A 15,135-nucleotide genomic window follows, 5' to 3' on the forward strand; every position below is an offset into this window, starting at 1 on the left:
CGACCCCTGCGGCTGACGCGCGGGTCTGCGTACCGGAGGCGTTGGGGACCGGTTGGGCGTGGGCGTCGCGGCGGCGGTTCGCGGTGCGGACTAGGAGGTCCACGACCTCGTACCAGTCGGCTCCCTGGCGCAGGGCCAGGGAGGGGCGCAGGGAGAGCAGGTTGACCGTGTAGGGGTGCAGCGGTCTGTAGTGGGCTTCCAGGTCAGTTTCGAGCTTGGTCGCGAGGGCGACGGCTTGCGCGAGGTCTCCGGTGCGTTCCGCGGTCCGCAGGGCGGTGTAGGCAGGTTCGGCGGCGGTCGGGAGGGGGGCGGTCCAGTCGGAAGCCACAGGAGCAAGCGGGACCGGTACGGGCGGCGCTGGTGTTGGGTCGGGAGTGGGGGGTGCCAGCGGTCGGGTGGGGGCGGGCGGTGTGGGGTGGGGGGTGTGGAGGGTGAGGACGTTGCCTGCGGTGTCCATGATCATGGGCCAGGTGGTAGAGGTACGTCAGGACCTCGGCCGACCAGCCCGGTGTGCGACTGGTTCCTTCCCGGTCCCGGTTGGCCATCGCCACCGGGTCCGGCCAGCGACAGCTCCACCCGGTGCGCAGGGCGACGAACGCCCCGGGCGGGAACCGGCCGTTGCGCCGCTCCCAGGCCCGTACGTCGTCCAGGGTCGGAGTGGTGTCGGGGTCGGCCTCGCCCCGGGCAGTGATGTCGAGCACCGCCAGCGGGAGGATCATCTCCTCGACCGGGATCAGGTCCAGGGTGCGGGCCCCGGCCACGAAGTGCGCAGGCGGGTCGACGTGGGTGCCCCACTGGCCGGCCAGGGTGCATCGGTGCGCGGTGAGACCGTCGCCGCGCTCCCGGTCAAAGAGGGTCTTGCGGTGCTCGTCGCCGAAGCCCGCGAAGCGCGGCTGCCCCGACCGGGAGGTATGGGTGAGGTCGGTGCGGACCGTGCCCTCGGCCAGCTCGCGGTACGCCGACCACAGCCGGGGCTCGCCGGAGGTCATCCGGCGGTCTCCGGCGCGAGCTGACGGATGGTCGTCGCCGGGGTGTCCTCTTGCTCTGCCTCGCTGGTCCGGCCCGGAGCCGTGGCTTTCGGGTCCTTGCGGCGGGTCATCCCGACCCCCACCAGGACCACGGCCATGCCCAGCACGACCCGAACACTGAGGCCCTCGCCCAGGACGATCGCGCCGAGAAGGACGGAGACCACGGGCAACAGGTAGCCGACCACGGCGGCGTTGGTGGCGCCCTCGTCATTGATGATCCGGTAGGTGAGGTGGAAGGTGATCGCGGTGCAGAGGACGCTGAGGACCAGGGCCGCGACCACGACCACCGGGCCCGGGTCGATCGACTCCAGACCGCCGATCGGCAGCGCTACGGCGGTCAGCCCGCTCGCGGCGATCAGCTGGGCGGCCGAGAGCGAGATGGTAGGAGTACCCCTGCGCACCAGCGTGCGGCCCATGTAGGTGAAGGCGACGGCGTAGCTGGCGGCCGCGCCGAAAATGGCGAGGGCTCCCCAGCCGGTGGCCCCGGCCGACTGCCACGGGGCGAGGATGAGGATCGTGCCGGCGAAGCCGAGCAGCAGGCCTGTCAGGCGGACCGGGCGCAGTCCGTGTTCCGAGCCGAGGGCCAGGCCGAGGGCGATCGACCACAGCGGGGTCGTGGCGTTCAGGACCCCCGCGAGGCCGGAGTCGACGGTCTGCTGGCCCAGGCTGAACAGGGCGAAGGGGAGCGCGTTGCAGAAGAAGGCCGCGACGGCGATGTGACGCCAGACGGTACGGCCACGCGGCAGGCGCCGGCCCGAGGCGTAGCAGGCGACGGTGAGGACGAGTGCGCCGAGAAGGCAGCGGATGAACGTGACCTGGAGCGGGGAGAGGCCGCGCAGCGCCAGTTCGATCCAGAGGAAGGTCGAGCCCCACGACAGGGCGAGCACGGCCACCCGTACTCCGCCCTGCAGACTTCGTGTCCCACTGCTCACGATGCTCCTCCTCCGTCCGGACGGCATATGCCTCATTCTTCGACCATGCCGCAGCCGAGTTGTGAGGACAAGCAAATGACTCTACCTATTCTGTTAAGCTGTGCTACATGCTTGATGTGAGGCGCCTCCAGGTTCTGCGTGCGGTGGTCACCAGCGGGACGGTCACCGCGGCCGCGGCCCACCTCGGCTACACCCCGTCCGCCGTGAGTCAGCAGGTGGCGGCGCTGGAGAAGCAGGCCGGCACCAAGCTGCTCGAACGGGTCGGGCGGGGGGTGCGGCCCACCCCGGCCGGTCTGCTGCTCACCGAGCACGCGGCCCTGATCAGCTCGGCGGTCGCCCAAGCGGAAAGCGCCCTCGCCGACCTGCGCGCCGGACGCATCGGCACCCTGTCCGTCCGGTACTTCGCCACGGCGGGCTCCACGCTGGTGGCCCCGGCCCTCGCCCGGCTCCGCGCGGAACACCCCGGGGTCCGGGTCGACCTCGAACTCGCCGATCCTGAGGACCCGTTTCAGGAGGTGGTCCGTGGCCGGGCCGACCTGGCCGTGGTGGTCCAGGCGCAGGGCCGGGCGGGCGACGGCTTCCGTCTCGTGCATCTCCTGGACGACCCGTACATGGCCGTCCTGCCCCTGGGGCATCCGTTCGCGGACCGGGAGGTCATCGACCTGCACGAGCTGGCCGGGGAGCAGTGGGTCGGCAGTGAACCGCCGGGTCCCTGCCTGGAACCGGTGATCGGCTCCTGTGCGGCGGCCGGGTTCAGCCCCGACTTCGTCATCCGCAGCGAGGACTACGCCACCGCGCAGGGCTTCGTCGCGGCCGGCCTCGGCGTCGGTCTGATGCCGAGGCTGGGGCTGCGCGGCCGCCACCCCGGTGTCGTCGTACGCCCGGTCCGCAACCCCGAACCGGTCCGCGTGATCTCGGCGGTGGCCCGCGAAACCGCCCTCGACCAGCCCGCTCTCCGCGGCCTCCTGTCAGCCCTCCGCGACGCAGCATCCACAGAGCCGCCCACGGGGGCCGCGCCACACTGACTCCAGCTGGCCTTGTTCGTTGTGCGGGTCGGTCCGAGTGGTGCAGGTGGGCCAAGTCGCTTGTGCCGAGCTGCGCATGATGCCGAGCCGTTGCGCCTGGCAGAGCCTGTTCGTCGTGGATGCGGTTCCAGCCTCTTGTGCCCGGCCGCCGCACCGGCCGGGCACAAGAGGCTGGAGGAGTTCTGCGTGGGTCAGACCGCGAGGTCGCTGGGGGTGGTCGTGGCGGTGGGGGCCTCGGTCAAAGTCACCAGACTGGTGAAGATTTCGCGGTCGTGCTGGTGGGCGCTGACCCACACGCGGTCGGGGTCCGTGAGGCGTTCGGTGACCAGGAGGCAAGGGGCGTCCATCTCGGCATACCGGACGAAGTCCGAGTCCATGCCGGTGACGGCCATCGGGTGCGGATGCGCGGTGGCCAGCGCGGCCTGGCGGGCGGCCTCGAGGAGCAGCATGCCGGGGGCGTGGTCCATGAGGTGGTCGAAGAGCACGGGGTGGGTGGTGTCGACTCTCAGCTGCCAGTGTTCGGGCCGGTCGGTCGCGGCGAGCACCACGTCCCCCGCGGCCTGCCGCAGGTTATCCCGGGGCACGGGCCGCTCAAAGGACCGGTGGGAGGCGATGGAGTGGTTGGACGCGGAACACGGCGGTGTTGCTGGGGCCGTGGCAGCCGCCTGCGAGCGCGCCCGGTGGCGCGAAGCGGTGCAACTGACCGGTGACATGGCAACGTACTGGGAGTTCCGCAGGCACAGCCGGGAGTGGACCGCCGCCGCGGAAGCGGCCCTGCAAGCAGCGCAGCACCTGAGCGCGCACGATGTCTGCACAGCCTCCTCGAACCTCGGCAACGCCTACCGCGTGAACCACCAGCCCGACAAGGCGCTGCCCCACCTGGAACGCGCGGCGCTGCTCGCACCGAACGAGCCTGTCAGGGGCTGGGTGCTGCACAACCTGGGGCTCGTCCAGTATCAGCTGGGCCGCTACCGCGACGCCGCGTCCAATCACCAAGCCGACCTGGACATTTGTTGCTCCCGAGGGGATGTGCTGGGGGCGGCGCAGGCGCTCGTCGCCCTGGGCGACGCGCAGTGCATGTTCGGTCGACACGTTGAGGCCGCCGACACGCTGCTGAGGGCCCTGTCGATCCTCGATGCTGTCCGCGACGGTCACGTCCACGTCGACGGCGAGGGCACCGGCGCCCTCGCCGACACCAGGCAGAACGCGCACATAAACCTTGGGCGCACCCTCCTGTTCTGGAACCCATCCGAGTATGGGCACTGCGGGATCTGGCACCTGTGTCACGCACTGCGGATCGCCATCGAACGCGACAACCGAGCCGCCCAGCTCGTGGTCTTGAGTAATCTCGCCGCCCTCTACTTGGCCATCTGCCCGGACTGCTACGCCCAATCGGCCCTGAACTGCGCCACCCGCGCGCTCGCGCTGTCCGAACAGGGCGGCGACCCGATCGTTGCCGCCGGTGCCCTGCTCAGTCTGGGCTGGGCGCACCTGGCCCTCGGGGACGGGGCCGCTGGCACCGCGGCACTGCGGCAGGGGCAGGAGGCGTACGCGGCCCTGGGCCGCCCCGAGGCCGACAGAATCCCCTCGCCCATCCGGGAGAGCACCGGCAAGCACGGCGGGGGCTGCCGTGCGGCCGCCGGCGCTGCCGAATGGAGCCGCCCCCTGCACGAATCGGTGCTGGAGGGCGACTACGACGAGCTGGAGCACATCACCTTCTACGGCTTCCGGTACGCGGTGTGGAACTAGTGATCTGAGTCAGAGATTCGGTGGCAGTAGGCGGCGACTTTGTCGAGGATCTCGTCGGCGGTCTTCGTCCAGACGAACGGTCTGGGGTGCTCGTTCCAGTTGGCGAGCCAGGCCCGGATGTCGCGTTCGAGGGCCTGGACGGAGCGGTGGACGCCGCGCTTGAGCTTCTTCTGCGTGAGTTCGGCGAACCACCGCTCGACCAGGTTCAGCCAGGACGCACTGGTCGGCGTGAAGTGCAGGAGGAACCGCGGATGGGCCAGCAGCCACTTCTTGATGTCGGGCGTCTTGTGGGTCGCGTAGTTGTCCAGGATCAGGTGAACCTGCAGATCAGCCGGGACTTCCTTGTCCAGCTTGGCCAGGAACTTTTTGAACTCCGCCGCCCGGTGGCGGCGGTGGAGGGATCCGATGACCTTGCTGGTGGCGACCTCGAGGGCGGCGAAGAGAGTGGTGGTGCCGGCCCGGACGTAGTCGTGGCTGCGGCGTTCTGGAGCCCCGGGCATCATCGGCAGGACCGGCTGGGACCGGTCCAGGGCCTGGATCTGCGACTTCTCGTCCACGCAGAGCACCAGGGCCTTCTCCGGCGGGTCGAGGTAGAGGCCGACGACGTCGCGGACCTTGTCGATGAACAACGGGTCGGTGGACAGCTTGAAGGTCTGGGCCCGGTGCGGCGCCAGGGCGAACGCCCGCCAGATCCGCGAGATGGTCGACTGCGACATGCCCGTCGCCGCAGCCATCGATCTGGTCGACCAGTGGGTGGCGTTCTTCGGCGTCTCCTCAAGCGTCTTGACGATCACCCGCTCGACATCGGCGTCGGTGATCTTCCTGGGGACGCCGGGCCTCGGGTCGTCGCACAAGCCGTCCAGGCCCCGTTCGATGAAGCGGCGCCGCCAGGTGCGGACCGTGTCCGGAGCGATCCGCAGCCGACGGGACACCTCCATGATCGAGTGACCCTCGGCGCACTCCAGCACGATTCGTGACCGCTGAGCCAAAGCCTGGGCCGTCGAACGACGGCGTAACCAGCCCTCCAGCACCGCCCGCTGTGCATCAGTGACCGACAACGGCGGAATCTTCGGACCCGGACGACTCATGCCCAACTAACTATGAATCTCAGACTCAGGTCACTAGAGCGCTCAGGTCAGGCTGCTGAGGATGCGTGCTGAACGGCTGGACCTGCTTGATCCGCTCGGCATACAGGTCTGGGACGGTTTGCAGCTTGTCCCACCGGGCCTTGTTCCAGGTGGCTTCGGTACGAGAGTCCGGGAAGCCGATCATGCGCGGCTTGGACGGCTCCTGGCCATCCAGGTGGGCGAGTTCCCACACGCAGGCATCCAGGGCGCTCCGCAGGGCGTGCAGGGCGTCACCGAGGTAGAGAGACCATTCGTCGGTCGGCGGCGGGACGACAACCTTCACGAGGAACGACACGGTCGTCCGGTCGTCGGAGATGCGGGGTTCCACGGTGTAGGGGGCACTGGTGGCCCACAAGGTAATGCGTGCTCGCAGGTCGGCGAGGTGCTGACTCGCGCGGGCAATCTTCATCTGCGGCCAGGTCGAGAATCGAAGCGCCGTGGTCCCTCCTTGTTCGTCCATGCGTGCAGACGCTACGCGCGGACACTGACACGACGCCTGGCTTTTACCGACCACCGCATGGCTATGTAGACGGCTTTCGAGAACGTCTGTTGCTCAGCGGCGAGAACGCCTGGTTCGACCGGACACTGATGTCGCTGAGATGTGGAAACACCTCGGTGCTTGCTTCGGGGCCACGTTTGTGCAGTGCTTCTGCTAGGCCACCGCGGCGAGCAGCAGGGCCAGAGCGCCGCAGGCATCGAAGACGCCGCACCATTCGGACCACTGCCGGGGCACGACCTGGGCCCTTGCGTAATGGACGGCATCCCAGACGGCGTGGCCCAGCCAGCCGGCCGCGAGGACGAGCAGGGCGAGAGTGCCGTTCAGGAAGAGGGCCGACAGGGCGACGGCGGCGAAGCCTACGAGGCCGGCGAGCTGTCCGGCGAGGACGCCCGGGCGCCGCAGTTCGCCCCGAAACACGCCGAAGAGTAGGTAGAACAGCGGCATCGCGGCGAGGACTCCCGCGAGGAACTCTGGCGCGGGCCGGCCGTCGAGGAAGGTCAGAGCCGCCATGGCCAGGGCGATCAAAGTGGGCCAGCGGTGCGCGATCGTGTGCATCCGGGTGCCTCCCGCGCTCGGGCGTACGGACGAATGTGGGCTAGAACCACTGTCCAAGGCATGCGGGCCGACGGGAAGCGGTGTCCGGCCGCCATGTCCTTTCCCTTGGGGTACCCGTCCTTCCGGCATAGGGTCGGGGCATGGCTGAGAGGCTCATGGTGGTGGTTGGCTACGAGTCGGCCGAGTTGCTGGACATCGCGTGCGTGACCACGACCCTGGCCATGGCCAATGGGATAGGTGCGCCCGAGGTCCCGTACCGGGTGCTCCTCGCCGGTCCGGGTGGCGGTCCCCTCGTCTGCGGCTCGGGGCTCGTCCTGGGCAGTGAGCGGTCGCTGGAGCGGCTGAGCGGCCCCCTCGACACGCTGATTGTCTCCGGCGGTACGGGGTACGAGCGCGCGGCGTCAGACACGCGGCTCGTCGGGCATGTGCGCCGGCTGGCGCGGGAGAGCCGGCGGGTGGCGTCGGTGTGCACGGGTGCGGCGGTACTGGCAGCCGCCGGGCTGCTGGACGGCCGTCGTGCGACCACCCACTGGCGCTTCGCCCGTCTGCTCGCCGAGCGGCACCCGAAGGTGGCAGTGGACCCGGACCCGATCTATGTCCGCGACGGTCACGTCTACACGGCGGCCGGTGTGACGAGCGCCCTGGACCTCACCCTCGCGTTCGTCGAGGAGGACCATGGCCCCGAGCTGGCCCGCCAGGTAGCCCGGGACCTCGTGGTATATCTGCAACGGCCCGGGAACCAGGCGCAGATGAGCCTGTTCACCGCGACCCCGTCAGCCCCTGACGACGGGGTCCGCACGCTCATCGAGCACATCGCGGCCCACCCGGACGACGACCTGAGCACGGCGGCGTTGGCGGCGCGGGCTGGGGTGACGCCCCGCCACCTCACCCGTCTCTTCACGGAGCAGCTGGGCCGGGCGCCGGGCCGCTACGTCCGGCAGGCCCGCACCGAAGCCGCTGCGCACGTGCTCGCCTCGACGACGCTGCCGATGGCGAGCGTGGCGGCGCGCTGCGGCTTCGGCAGCACCGAGGCGCTGCGGCAGGCGTTCACGGAGCGGTTCGGGATCGCCCCGTCCCGCTACCGGGCGGCAATGCGCCCGGCCTGAGACGGGCGGGGCGACCAACAGGACCGAGAGCTTGTCCGGACAGCTCCTCAGCGAGATCTTCAGCAATGTTCCAGACCACCCTCACCGACCCCGCCAGAGGTGGCACTCATTCTGCTCATCGGCCTTCTCCACACCTCTACACGCCGACCAAGTGTTCTCGGAACACGACACCACTCGGGATCCGCCTGATCAACATCTGATTCCCGAACTCGGCATCAATCGTTCTCGCTTCAGACCGACGAAGCCAACCGCAGGATCGGCTCTTCATACGAGCGTCTTACGAGTTGGTGCGTGATAGCAGGTGGGCCGTGTCCGGCCTGTTCAGGGGCTTGTTCAGTCGGTGATGTTGCGGTCGGAGACGAGAGCGGCGATGGCTTGGTAGGTGTCGGGGAGCCGGTCGCGGCAGTGGGTCCAGCGCTGGAGTTGTTTCCAGCGCCTGTGGTCGGCGAGGGCGTGTTCGACGGTGATCCGTCTGGAGGAGTGCTCGTGTCGCTGGCGTTCGTTGTGTTCGAAGAAGGGAAGGGGCGCGCCGGGACGTGGCTTGCGCGGCTGGGTGAGGGCTTTGCCCCGGTGGTCTCTGCTCAGGCCGAGGTAGCCGTCATCGAGGAGGACCTGGACCTGATCGAAGGCGTGGAAGCAGTGGGTGACGCCGGCTGTGCGGGCGGCGGTGGCGTCGTGCATACGGCCCGGCCACAGGGCGTCGGTCCACAAGGTGCGGCCGCGGCCGTCGGCGATGACAGTGGCCTTCATCGTGTTCTGCTTCTTCTTGCCCGACACGAACGCCCGTCGGCCGCCCCGGCCCGCGGTGGGCCTGTGGACCTGGACCTCGGTGGCGTCCAGCCGCAGCTGGACACCTTCGGCCTGGGCGTAGGCGAAGACGTCTTCCAGGGTCCGCAGCCGCAGTCCTGGCCGGTCCGGGACGGCACATCCTCTCCCGGCCAACAGGGAGCGCACCTCACCGACCGCCCGGGTCATGGTGGAACGGTCCACTTCGTACAGAAGAGCCAGGACCGCGTGCGGGAGATCGTGACGCAGATGGATGAGGGTGGCCACCAGCCGGTCCACGAACACCAGCCGATGCCTGGCACCCGCTCCCTGCGCCCGCTTCCTCACACCGCCCCGAGCCTGGTGCCGGCGACCCTCGACCGCGACCACCCACGGCTGAGCCGACTCCGCCACCAGCGATGCCAAATGCGCCTGCGAGACACCTGTGAACAACGGATGCGCCAGGACCGAACGATCCACCATGCCTTCCACCAGCAGAGCATGCCCACCCGCTATCACGCACCAACTCGTTAAGGCCCGTCGCGAAGACGAGAACCGCGTCAACACTCTCGGGTAAGTGGCACCCGGCCAATCTGCGGCCCGGGCTTCACGCGTGGCTGCTTCGTGGCTGGACACCGGGACCTTATGCGGGTGGTCTCCGCTACCAGCGGTCTCCGCCGCCGGACTCGAACCAGGCTGCTCTCCGCTCCGGCAATGGCCCTGGCGGCTTCAACGCCCGCGAGGCTTCCCTCTGGGTCTCTCGCTGCTGCCTGGCTCGTGCAACAGCCTGCTCGCGCCGCTCTTGCTCCCGATTGCGCTGCCGCTCGTGGTCGGTATGAGGTGCTGGGCGACCCTGCTGCTGGACCCGCTCCCATACCTTTCCGCTCTCAAGCTCCGCCCGCACCCTCTCAGCGACCTCGATGCGACCGCAGCCCCGGCATCGATAGCCGATACCTGGATATGGCTTCCTGCGAGCAGGCTTGCTGCACCCTGGCCGCCCGCACCACCCAATGTCCGACATTCGCTCCCCCTCCAAGTCGGGCTCGTACCGTACTAGCCGCTGCCGCTGCCCGCTATGCCCAGGCGGCCACCCAATGCACTGGAAGGTGAAAGGCTCGACCTGACCGAGCTTCAGTGCCTGGCCCGCGCCACCACCACGCCGTACATCGGCCGCTCCGTCCTTACGGACCGGATCGCGGTCGAAGAATGGCAGCGGCGACGCCTCGGGGCCTACGTCGAGCGATGACCTTCGAACCGTCCACTGGGCCGTGACTGACTCCCAAACTCATTGACATTGATCAAGGAACCGACCCACGCAGTACCTCCCGAAGCCGTCGATAAACGACTCCCGTTCTCGGGTTCTGGCTCAGCTTCCGTGCTGAGTGACGCTCCGTTACGACTGGACGGGGAGCGGGCAGAGCTGCCCTGCGCCCGACTGCTCCTTCAAGGGCCACGCCCTGGCCGTCGCCGCCGGATCTACGGCCTGCGGGTCCATCCCCGCGGGCGCAGGGAGCAGAGGAAGGCGTTCCCGAAAGCCTCCAAGGGCAAGGGTCCCTCCCCACAGGCGCGGGGAGCAGAGCGCCGCGCGGCGGCCGACCGGATCGGTTAGGGGTCCATCCCCGCGGGCGCGGGGAGCAGTGACCGCCGGAGGCCTTCGCCCTATCCGGCTTGGGTCCATCCTCGCGGGCGCGGGGAGCAGCTGCCGGGGGCGACGACATTCTTCCCGCATCCGGGTCCATCCCCCGCGGGCGCGGGGAGCAGACGAAGCGACCCCGGAGGTCCCGCATTCGCCCGGGTCCATCCCCGCGGGTGCGGGGAGCAGGACTCCGCCGAAGGCGCCAGCCAGCTGACCCTGGGTCCATCCCCGCGGGTACGGGGAGCAGGCTCGCCGTTCTCATCCCGGGGCGTGACGGTGTGGTCCATCCCCGCGGGTGCGGGGAGCAGTCTTTCTGACCTGCAGTTCTACCCCACCAACAGCTCCCCCGGAACCACTTTCACCGAAACGGATAAAATGCCCACAACGGATTCCGGTGCCCATCAGACGACAGGCCACTTCCACCAGCACGGCAAGCAGTTGGCCAGGGTGACGGCCGCCACGCTCTTCTAGCCAGTGAGCCGAAGCCGGTGCTCTTCGGCCCGGGCAGTGGCAGCACCCTCCCGCGAGTCGAACGACTGGTGGCACCACGACGGGACGTTCCGCCGGCCCACCGCAGCGGCGAAGAGGTACCCGATCGGCCGGGAACGGGAGGCGTACATCGACGAGGCCGCCTGACCCGCGGCGGCAATGCCCAAGGATCTGGTGGCGCGGGTCTGTCAAACGAGCGGTGTAACTCAGGTAGTTGGAACTACTGGCGGGCTGCCGAGAGGCGGCGCGCGGTGGGGCTGTCCTACTTGGCCGGCAGACGGAGCATCGGTTCGAAGGCCGCGTCCTCCTTGCCCTTGACCGAAGGGAGGAAGCCGTCCGGGACGGTGCGGGCGGCTGTGGTGAGGAGGCGGGCCAGGACCTCGGGCTCGGTGGCCGGGGGGGGGGAGGCGGAGGGCGGCGAGGAGGCGGTCGCGGACCTCGGGGTGGTCCGGGTTGTCCTCAAGGTAGTCGGCGTTGAGCGCGGGGGGACGGAAGCCGGCCAGGGCGTCGTGCCAGGAGGGGAGGACGATGGCCAGGGTCAGGGCCTCGGCGAGGGACTCCGCGATGAGGGAGGCCTGGCCTTCGGAGTCGGTGTAGAGGACGGGGCGGGCGCGGTCGGAGCCGGCCGGGCCGCAGAGGTAGTGGGTACCTCCCGCGTTGCAGCCGGCCACGGGCTCCACCGGGAGGCCGGCCGGGAGGGTGATCGACTCGATGGGGTCGGTTCGCGTGAGGTCGAACTCGCCGTCGCAGGCGAGGTACGCCTCGATTTCAGGCTCGGCGGCGATCCGGCGGAGCAGAGCCTCGTCGGAGAGGGCGGCCGGGTTGAGACCGCGGGCGGCTTCGGGGGTCAGGGGGTGGCCTGCGAGGACGTGGCGAACGGTGTCGAGGGGGACGGGCCGCCCGTAGTCCTCTTCGAAGTGCGCCTGGACGGCTTCGGGGGAGCGATCGGTGAGGAGGCGGAAGAGGTGCCCGGAGCCGTCCGGGTCCGGGCTGCCCGAGGGGAACTCGATGCCCGAGCCGGTGCGCCAGGCGCTGGCGCCCGTCTCCCACCACAGGCAGGCGGTGACCCGCGGGGCGCCGAGGCCCTCGTCGACGAAGGCCGGGTCGTCCAGGAGCGGGCGCAGCGCGGCGGGCACCTCGTCGATGACACCGGGCCAGACCTGTTCGTCATCCGTGCCGTACGGGCTCATTTCCGACTCGTGGTCGAAGCCGCGGACGAGCACACCGGCCGGGTTGAACAGGGCGGAGAAGTCGTCACCCGAGCCGTTGTCCATCAGGGCCGCCTGTGTCCCAGGCCCCCAGGTGGTGGAGAAGGAGTAGCAGGAGAACCGCGGGTCGCGGCAGATCGCCTGGTCCAGCACGGCCAGCGCGCGCAGATGCGCGCGGAGCCCGGCGGGGTCCGGGAGGAGAGCGGCGGTCGTGTACACGGTGTCCATGGGCTCATGCAAACAGCCGGCACTGACATCCAGGACGGCGGTTCGGTCACACCCGCTCTCTCACTCAGGGAACGAAAAGCCCAGCTCACGCAGGCGGGGCAAGCACACTGCGAGGCATCGCTCCACAGACGCGGCATCGGTTCACACAAGGACGTCCTCGAGCAACGGCGCTCCACGCCTTGGTGCCGCCGACCTGCTCGACCAGGTAGCGCATCTGCGCACCGGCCGACTTCGGCACCGGGCGGGTGAAGGCCCTGTGTACCGCGGCGTCCAGGCCGTCTGCGAACCTGCTCATCGCCTCTGCTCTCCCCTACTCGCCGTTGTCGGCACCGACGACGGTACCGCCCTTGACGGACCGGGCCGGATCGGGATCCGGAGCGTCGGTCCCCTCTCGTGGACCTCCTTGCCGTCCGGCGTTTTCCGCGCCGTTTGCGCCGCCGGCCGGGTACGGCGCGGGATCAGCGTCCGTACGCCTTGCGGCACCACTCCCCCGCGCCCATGGGCGCCTGAATCTGCTGCGCCTGACGGCACAGCTGCCGCATCTGCGGCGCCTGACCGGCCGTCGGCTGCCGGCCCGGCGCCGTGCTCTTCGCCGGGCGGCGGGTCGTCGGCGTGGTCCGGCGGGCGGCTCCGGCAGGGGCGGGCCGTGCGGCTGTGCGCGCCCCCGCCGCGGCGGGCGCGGGAACGAGCGCGGTCCTCGCCAGGGCGCGCCCCGGAGGAGCGCCGGGCGGCCGGGGGTCGGTGACGTCGAGCGCTTCGCGGGGCGCGGCCGGGGCCGGGCCGGCCGGAGCGGGGAGCGGGGCCGGCGGTCGGGCGTCGGCAGGCGCGAGAGCGACGGGCCGGCGGGGCGGGGGCCGGGGTGTGGGGGACGGCCACGCACCCGCTCACGAGGAGCGCGGCCAGGGCGGCGAAGAGGGTGCGACGGGGGTGCATGAGGCCACGCTCCCGCAGGAGGGACACGGCCTGGTGGTGGCGCGGCCCGGATCCACCGTGACTAGTGACCGCGCGGCCAGCGCCCCCGGGGCGGCGGGGCGGTGGAACGGCGGTACGCCCGCCCGGGGTCCGGGCGGGCGCACGGGGCGGGCAGGTCAGGCGGGGGCCTTGGAGGTGAGGACGGGGTGGTCGATGTGGTGATGCTCGACGTCCACGCCGTGCTCACCTTCCCCGTCCTCCCAGATCAGCTGGGCGACTGTCTCGGCTACGGCCACACTCCTATGCCTGCCTCCCTTGCTCTCTCCCATTGCGAGTTGTTGCTTCGAACCGGCCAAACATGTAGCGCCCAGCGTGGGGTACGGAGCGCCACCCACCTTCTACCACCCTAGAAATCCAAGGGTTTCCAAGCATTGCTAGAGGCTTCCGGAGTGGCTAACCTGACGGCATGACAGACACCGCGACCACCAACCGCTGCCACTGCGGCTGCCAGACCGCCATCGGCTACGGACGCACCTTCGCCGCCGGTCATGACAAGATCGCCGAAGCCGCCTACCTCGCCGTCCACCACAACGGCTCCGTTGCCGAGCTCCTCAAGAGCCAGGGCTACGGCCCCGACAACCCCGTCACCGACGCAGCCGTCGAAGCGGGCGCCTGGAAGAAGTGCGACCACTGCGACTACAAGGGCGCCCCTGAAAGCATCCGCAACCACATGGCCAAGGTGCAGAAGGCTGAGAACACCCAGCGAGAGTCCCTGGAGAAGTCTGTTCGCGCGCTCGGCGGAACCTGGGACCCGAGCCGCGGAATGCAGACCCTGCGAGATGCCGGTTACCACCCCTCCGAGAAGTACATCCGAGAGGTGTACCGACGACTGGCGGACAGTGGCCTGCTGGAGAAGGTGGATGAGCACCGGGCCATCTACTTCGTCATCGAGAAGTAGGGCTAGCAACTGAGCCTCTTTCATCCTGTGCTGGAGGGTGAAATGGGCAGGTCAGCGGGGGCGGTGACGAGGCAGGGCCCCTCGTCGTTGGCGTGGTGATTCCACTCATCACACCGGCGACCGAAGGGGCCCTGAAGGTTTCCGTATCCTGCCATGCTCGACGTCCCTCACGAGCTCGTCGAGCATTTCGCCTGGCTGCTGCACGAACACCGCCAAGCCCGCAACACCCGCCGGCGCAAACTCGGCTGCTTCAAGCAGGCGTTGCTCACGCTGGTGCACCTGCATAAGAACGAGACGTTCTCGCAGCTCGGGGCCGGGGTTTCGGGATATCCCGGGCCACCGCCTGGCGGTACGTCGACGAGACCTTGGACGTGCTGGCGGGCTGGGCGCCGGGCCTCCACGAAGCGCTCACCGGTCTCGGTGAGGACGATCACGTCATCGTTGACGGCACGCTGATCCCGATCGATCGCATCGCTGCGGACGAGCCGTACTACTCGATGAAGCATCGCAAGCACGGGATGAACGTGCAGGTCATTACCCGCCCCGACGGCACACCGCTCTGGTTCTCCCGCGCGACACCCGGCCGGACCCACGACCTGACCGCGGCCCGCGCCCACAGCCGTCGTCCAGACCTGCCTCACCCGGCAGATCCTCGTCCTCGCCGACCGCGCCTACCAGGGCGCCGGCGCCACCTTCCGCACGCCGTACTACCACCACCGTGAACAACCAGAGCACTACCAGCAGTTCAACCGAGACCACGCTCGATTCCGAGCCCCCGGCGAACGCGCTTTCGCCCGGCTGAAGTCCTGGCGACTGCTCCGCCGGGCCAGATGCTCCACCCGACGCATCAGCACTATCGTCCAGGCCGTCCAGACATTGCTGACCTGCAACTATTCAGGATGAAAGAGACTCACTGAA

Annotated in this window: 13 protein-coding genes and 3 pseudogenes; 6 read left to right on the forward strand and 10 right to left on the reverse strand. The window is 69.6% G+C overall.

Annotated features, from left to right (window positions below):
• The 3 genes and pseudogenes from ACIQKA_RS28955 to ACIQKA_RS28965 all read right to left on the reverse strand — a co-directional run.
• Positions 1-328: hypothetical protein (locus ACIQKA_RS28955; protein WP_402542940.1), on the reverse strand; the 328-nt coding region annotated here is incomplete at its 3' end.
• 205 nt (positions 329-533) lie between these two features.
• A pseudogene (locus ACIQKA_RS28960) lies at positions 534-989 on the reverse strand (cyclase family protein); the annotation flags it as partial.
• Positions 986-1,960, reverse strand: a complete 975-nt coding sequence (locus ACIQKA_RS28965) for a DMT family transporter (protein ID WP_402542868.1) — start codon at positions 1,958-1,960, stop codon at positions 986-988. The gene ACIQKA_RS28965 and the pseudogene ACIQKA_RS28960, both read right to left, overlap by 4 nt.
• 107 nt (positions 1,961-2,067) lie before the next feature.
• Here ACIQKA_RS28965 and ACIQKA_RS28970 point away from each other — a divergent pair, with 107 nt between their 5' ends.
• Positions 2,068-2,985, forward strand: a complete 918-nt coding sequence (locus ACIQKA_RS28970; protein ID WP_402542869.1) for a LysR family transcriptional regulator — start codon at positions 2,068-2,070, stop codon at positions 2,983-2,985.
• 191 nt (positions 2,986-3,176) lie between these two features.
• Here ACIQKA_RS28970 and ACIQKA_RS28975 read toward each other — a convergent pair whose 3' ends face one another.
• Entirely contained in the window at positions 3,177-3,569 is a 393-nt protein-coding gene (locus ACIQKA_RS28975; RefSeq protein WP_402542870.1) for an AfsA-related hotdog domain-containing protein, read from the reverse strand.
• A gap of 28 nt (positions 3,570-3,597) precedes the next feature.
• Here ACIQKA_RS28975 and ACIQKA_RS28980 point away from each other — a divergent pair, with 28 nt between their 5' ends.
• The gene (locus ACIQKA_RS28980; protein ID WP_402542871.1) at positions 3,598-4,734 is read left to right on the forward strand and encodes a tetratricopeptide repeat protein; all 1,137 of its coding nucleotides are present in this window, start codon (positions 3,598-3,600) and stop codon (positions 4,732-4,734) included.
• On the opposite strand, the gene ACIQKA_RS28985 is transcribed toward ACIQKA_RS28980, so the two are convergent.
• The 3 genes from ACIQKA_RS28985 to ACIQKA_RS28995 form a co-directional block, all read right to left on the reverse strand.
• A complete protein-coding gene (locus tag ACIQKA_RS28985) occupies positions 4,731-5,822 on the reverse strand; it encodes an IS630 family transposase (protein ID WP_402542872.1) in 1,092 nt (363 codons plus the stop codon). The genes ACIQKA_RS28980 and ACIQKA_RS28985 overlap by 4 nt on opposite strands.
• Before the next feature lie 25 nt (positions 5,823-5,847).
• Positions 5,848-6,321, reverse strand: coding sequence for a hypothetical protein (locus ACIQKA_RS28990; RefSeq protein ID WP_402542873.1), 474 nt, complete (start codon positions 6,319-6,321; stop codon positions 5,848-5,850).
• Between the two features lie 192 nt (positions 6,322-6,513).
• A complete protein-coding gene (locus ACIQKA_RS28995) occupies positions 6,514-6,915 on the reverse strand; it encodes a hypothetical protein (RefSeq protein WP_402542874.1) in 402 nt (133 codons plus the stop codon).
• Positions 6,916-7,055: 140 nt separating this feature from the next.
• Between ACIQKA_RS28995 and ACIQKA_RS29000 the strand changes: the two genes are divergently transcribed.
• Positions 7,056-8,021, forward strand: coding sequence for a GlxA family transcriptional regulator (locus ACIQKA_RS29000; RefSeq protein ID WP_402542875.1), 966 nt, complete (start codon positions 7,056-7,058; stop codon positions 8,019-8,021).
• 333 nt (positions 8,022-8,354) lie between these two features.
• Here the strand turns inward: ACIQKA_RS29000 and ACIQKA_RS29005 are convergent, their stop codons facing one another.
• On the reverse strand, positions 8,355-9,269 hold the full coding sequence (locus ACIQKA_RS29005) for a transposase family protein (RefSeq protein WP_402542931.1): 915 nt from the start codon (positions 9,267-9,269) through the stop codon (positions 8,355-8,357).
• A 1,660-nt stretch (positions 9,270-10,929) separates the two neighbouring features.
• On the opposite strand from ACIQKA_RS29005, the gene ACIQKA_RS29010 reads away from it, so the two are divergent.
• The gene (locus ACIQKA_RS29010; RefSeq protein ID WP_402542876.1) at positions 10,930-11,058 is read left to right on the forward strand and encodes a hypothetical protein; all 129 of its coding nucleotides are present in this window, start codon (positions 10,930-10,932) and stop codon (positions 11,056-11,058) included.
• Between the two features lie 59 nt (positions 11,059-11,117).
• On the opposite strand, the gene ACIQKA_RS29015 is transcribed toward ACIQKA_RS29010, so the two are convergent.
• A complete protein-coding gene (locus ACIQKA_RS29015) occupies positions 11,118-12,347 on the reverse strand; it encodes a hypothetical protein (protein ID WP_402542877.1) in 1,230 nt (409 codons plus the stop codon).
• Positions 12,348-12,504: 157 nt separating this feature from the next.
• Positions 12,505-12,642, reverse strand: a pseudogene (locus ACIQKA_RS29020) (XRE family transcriptional regulator); the annotation flags it as partial.
• 1,083 nt (positions 12,643-13,725) lie between these two features.
• On the opposite strand from ACIQKA_RS29020, the gene ACIQKA_RS29025 reads away from it, so the two are divergent.
• Both ACIQKA_RS29025 and ACIQKA_RS29030 read left to right on the forward strand, forming a co-directional pair.
• On the forward strand, positions 13,726-14,217 hold the full coding sequence (locus tag ACIQKA_RS29025; protein WP_114059034.1) for a hypothetical protein: 492 nt from the start codon (positions 13,726-13,728) through the stop codon (positions 14,215-14,217).
• Between the two features lie 92 nt (positions 14,218-14,309).
• Positions 14,310-15,120, forward strand: a pseudogene (locus ACIQKA_RS29030) (transposase family protein).
• Positions 15,121-15,135 lie beyond the last annotated feature (15 nt).

This window comes from Streptomyces sp. NPDC092045 (genome assembly GCF_044756005.1).
GTDB lineage: Bacteria > Actinomycetota > Actinomycetes > Streptomycetales > Streptomycetaceae > Streptomyces.

Coding starts and splice junctions, on each gene's coding strand:
- ACIQKA_RS28970 (WP_402542869.1), top strand. CDS start 2,068: ATGCTTGATGTGAGGCGCCTCCAGGTTCTGCGTGCGGTGGTCACCAGC.
- ACIQKA_RS28980 (WP_402542871.1), top strand. CDS start 3,598: ATGGAGTGGTTGGACGCGGAACACGGCGGTGTTGCTGGGGCCGTGGCA.
- ACIQKA_RS28985 (WP_402542872.1), bottom strand. CDS start 5,822: ATGAGTCGTCCGGGTCCGAAGATTCCGCCGTTGTCGGTCACTGATGCA.
- ACIQKA_RS28990 (WP_402542873.1), bottom strand. CDS start 6,321: ATGGACGAACAAGGAGGGACCACGGCGCTTCGATTCTCGACCTGGCCG.
- ACIQKA_RS28995 (WP_402542874.1), bottom strand. CDS start 6,915: ATGCACACGATCGCGCACCGCTGGCCCACTTTGATCGCCCTGGCCATG.
- ACIQKA_RS29000 (WP_402542875.1), top strand. CDS start 7,056: ATGGCTGAGAGGCTCATGGTGGTGGTTGGCTACGAGTCGGCCGAGTTG.
- ACIQKA_RS29005 (WP_402542931.1), bottom strand. CDS start 9,269: ATGGTGGATCGTTCGGTCCTGGCGCATCCGTTGTTCACAGGTGTCTCG.
- ACIQKA_RS29015 (WP_402542877.1), bottom strand. CDS start 12,347: ATGGACACCGTGTACACGACCGCCGCTCTCCTCCCGGACCCCGCCGGG.
- ACIQKA_RS29025 (WP_114059034.1), top strand. CDS start 13,726: ATGACAGACACCGCGACCACCAACCGCTGCCACTGCGGCTGCCAGACC.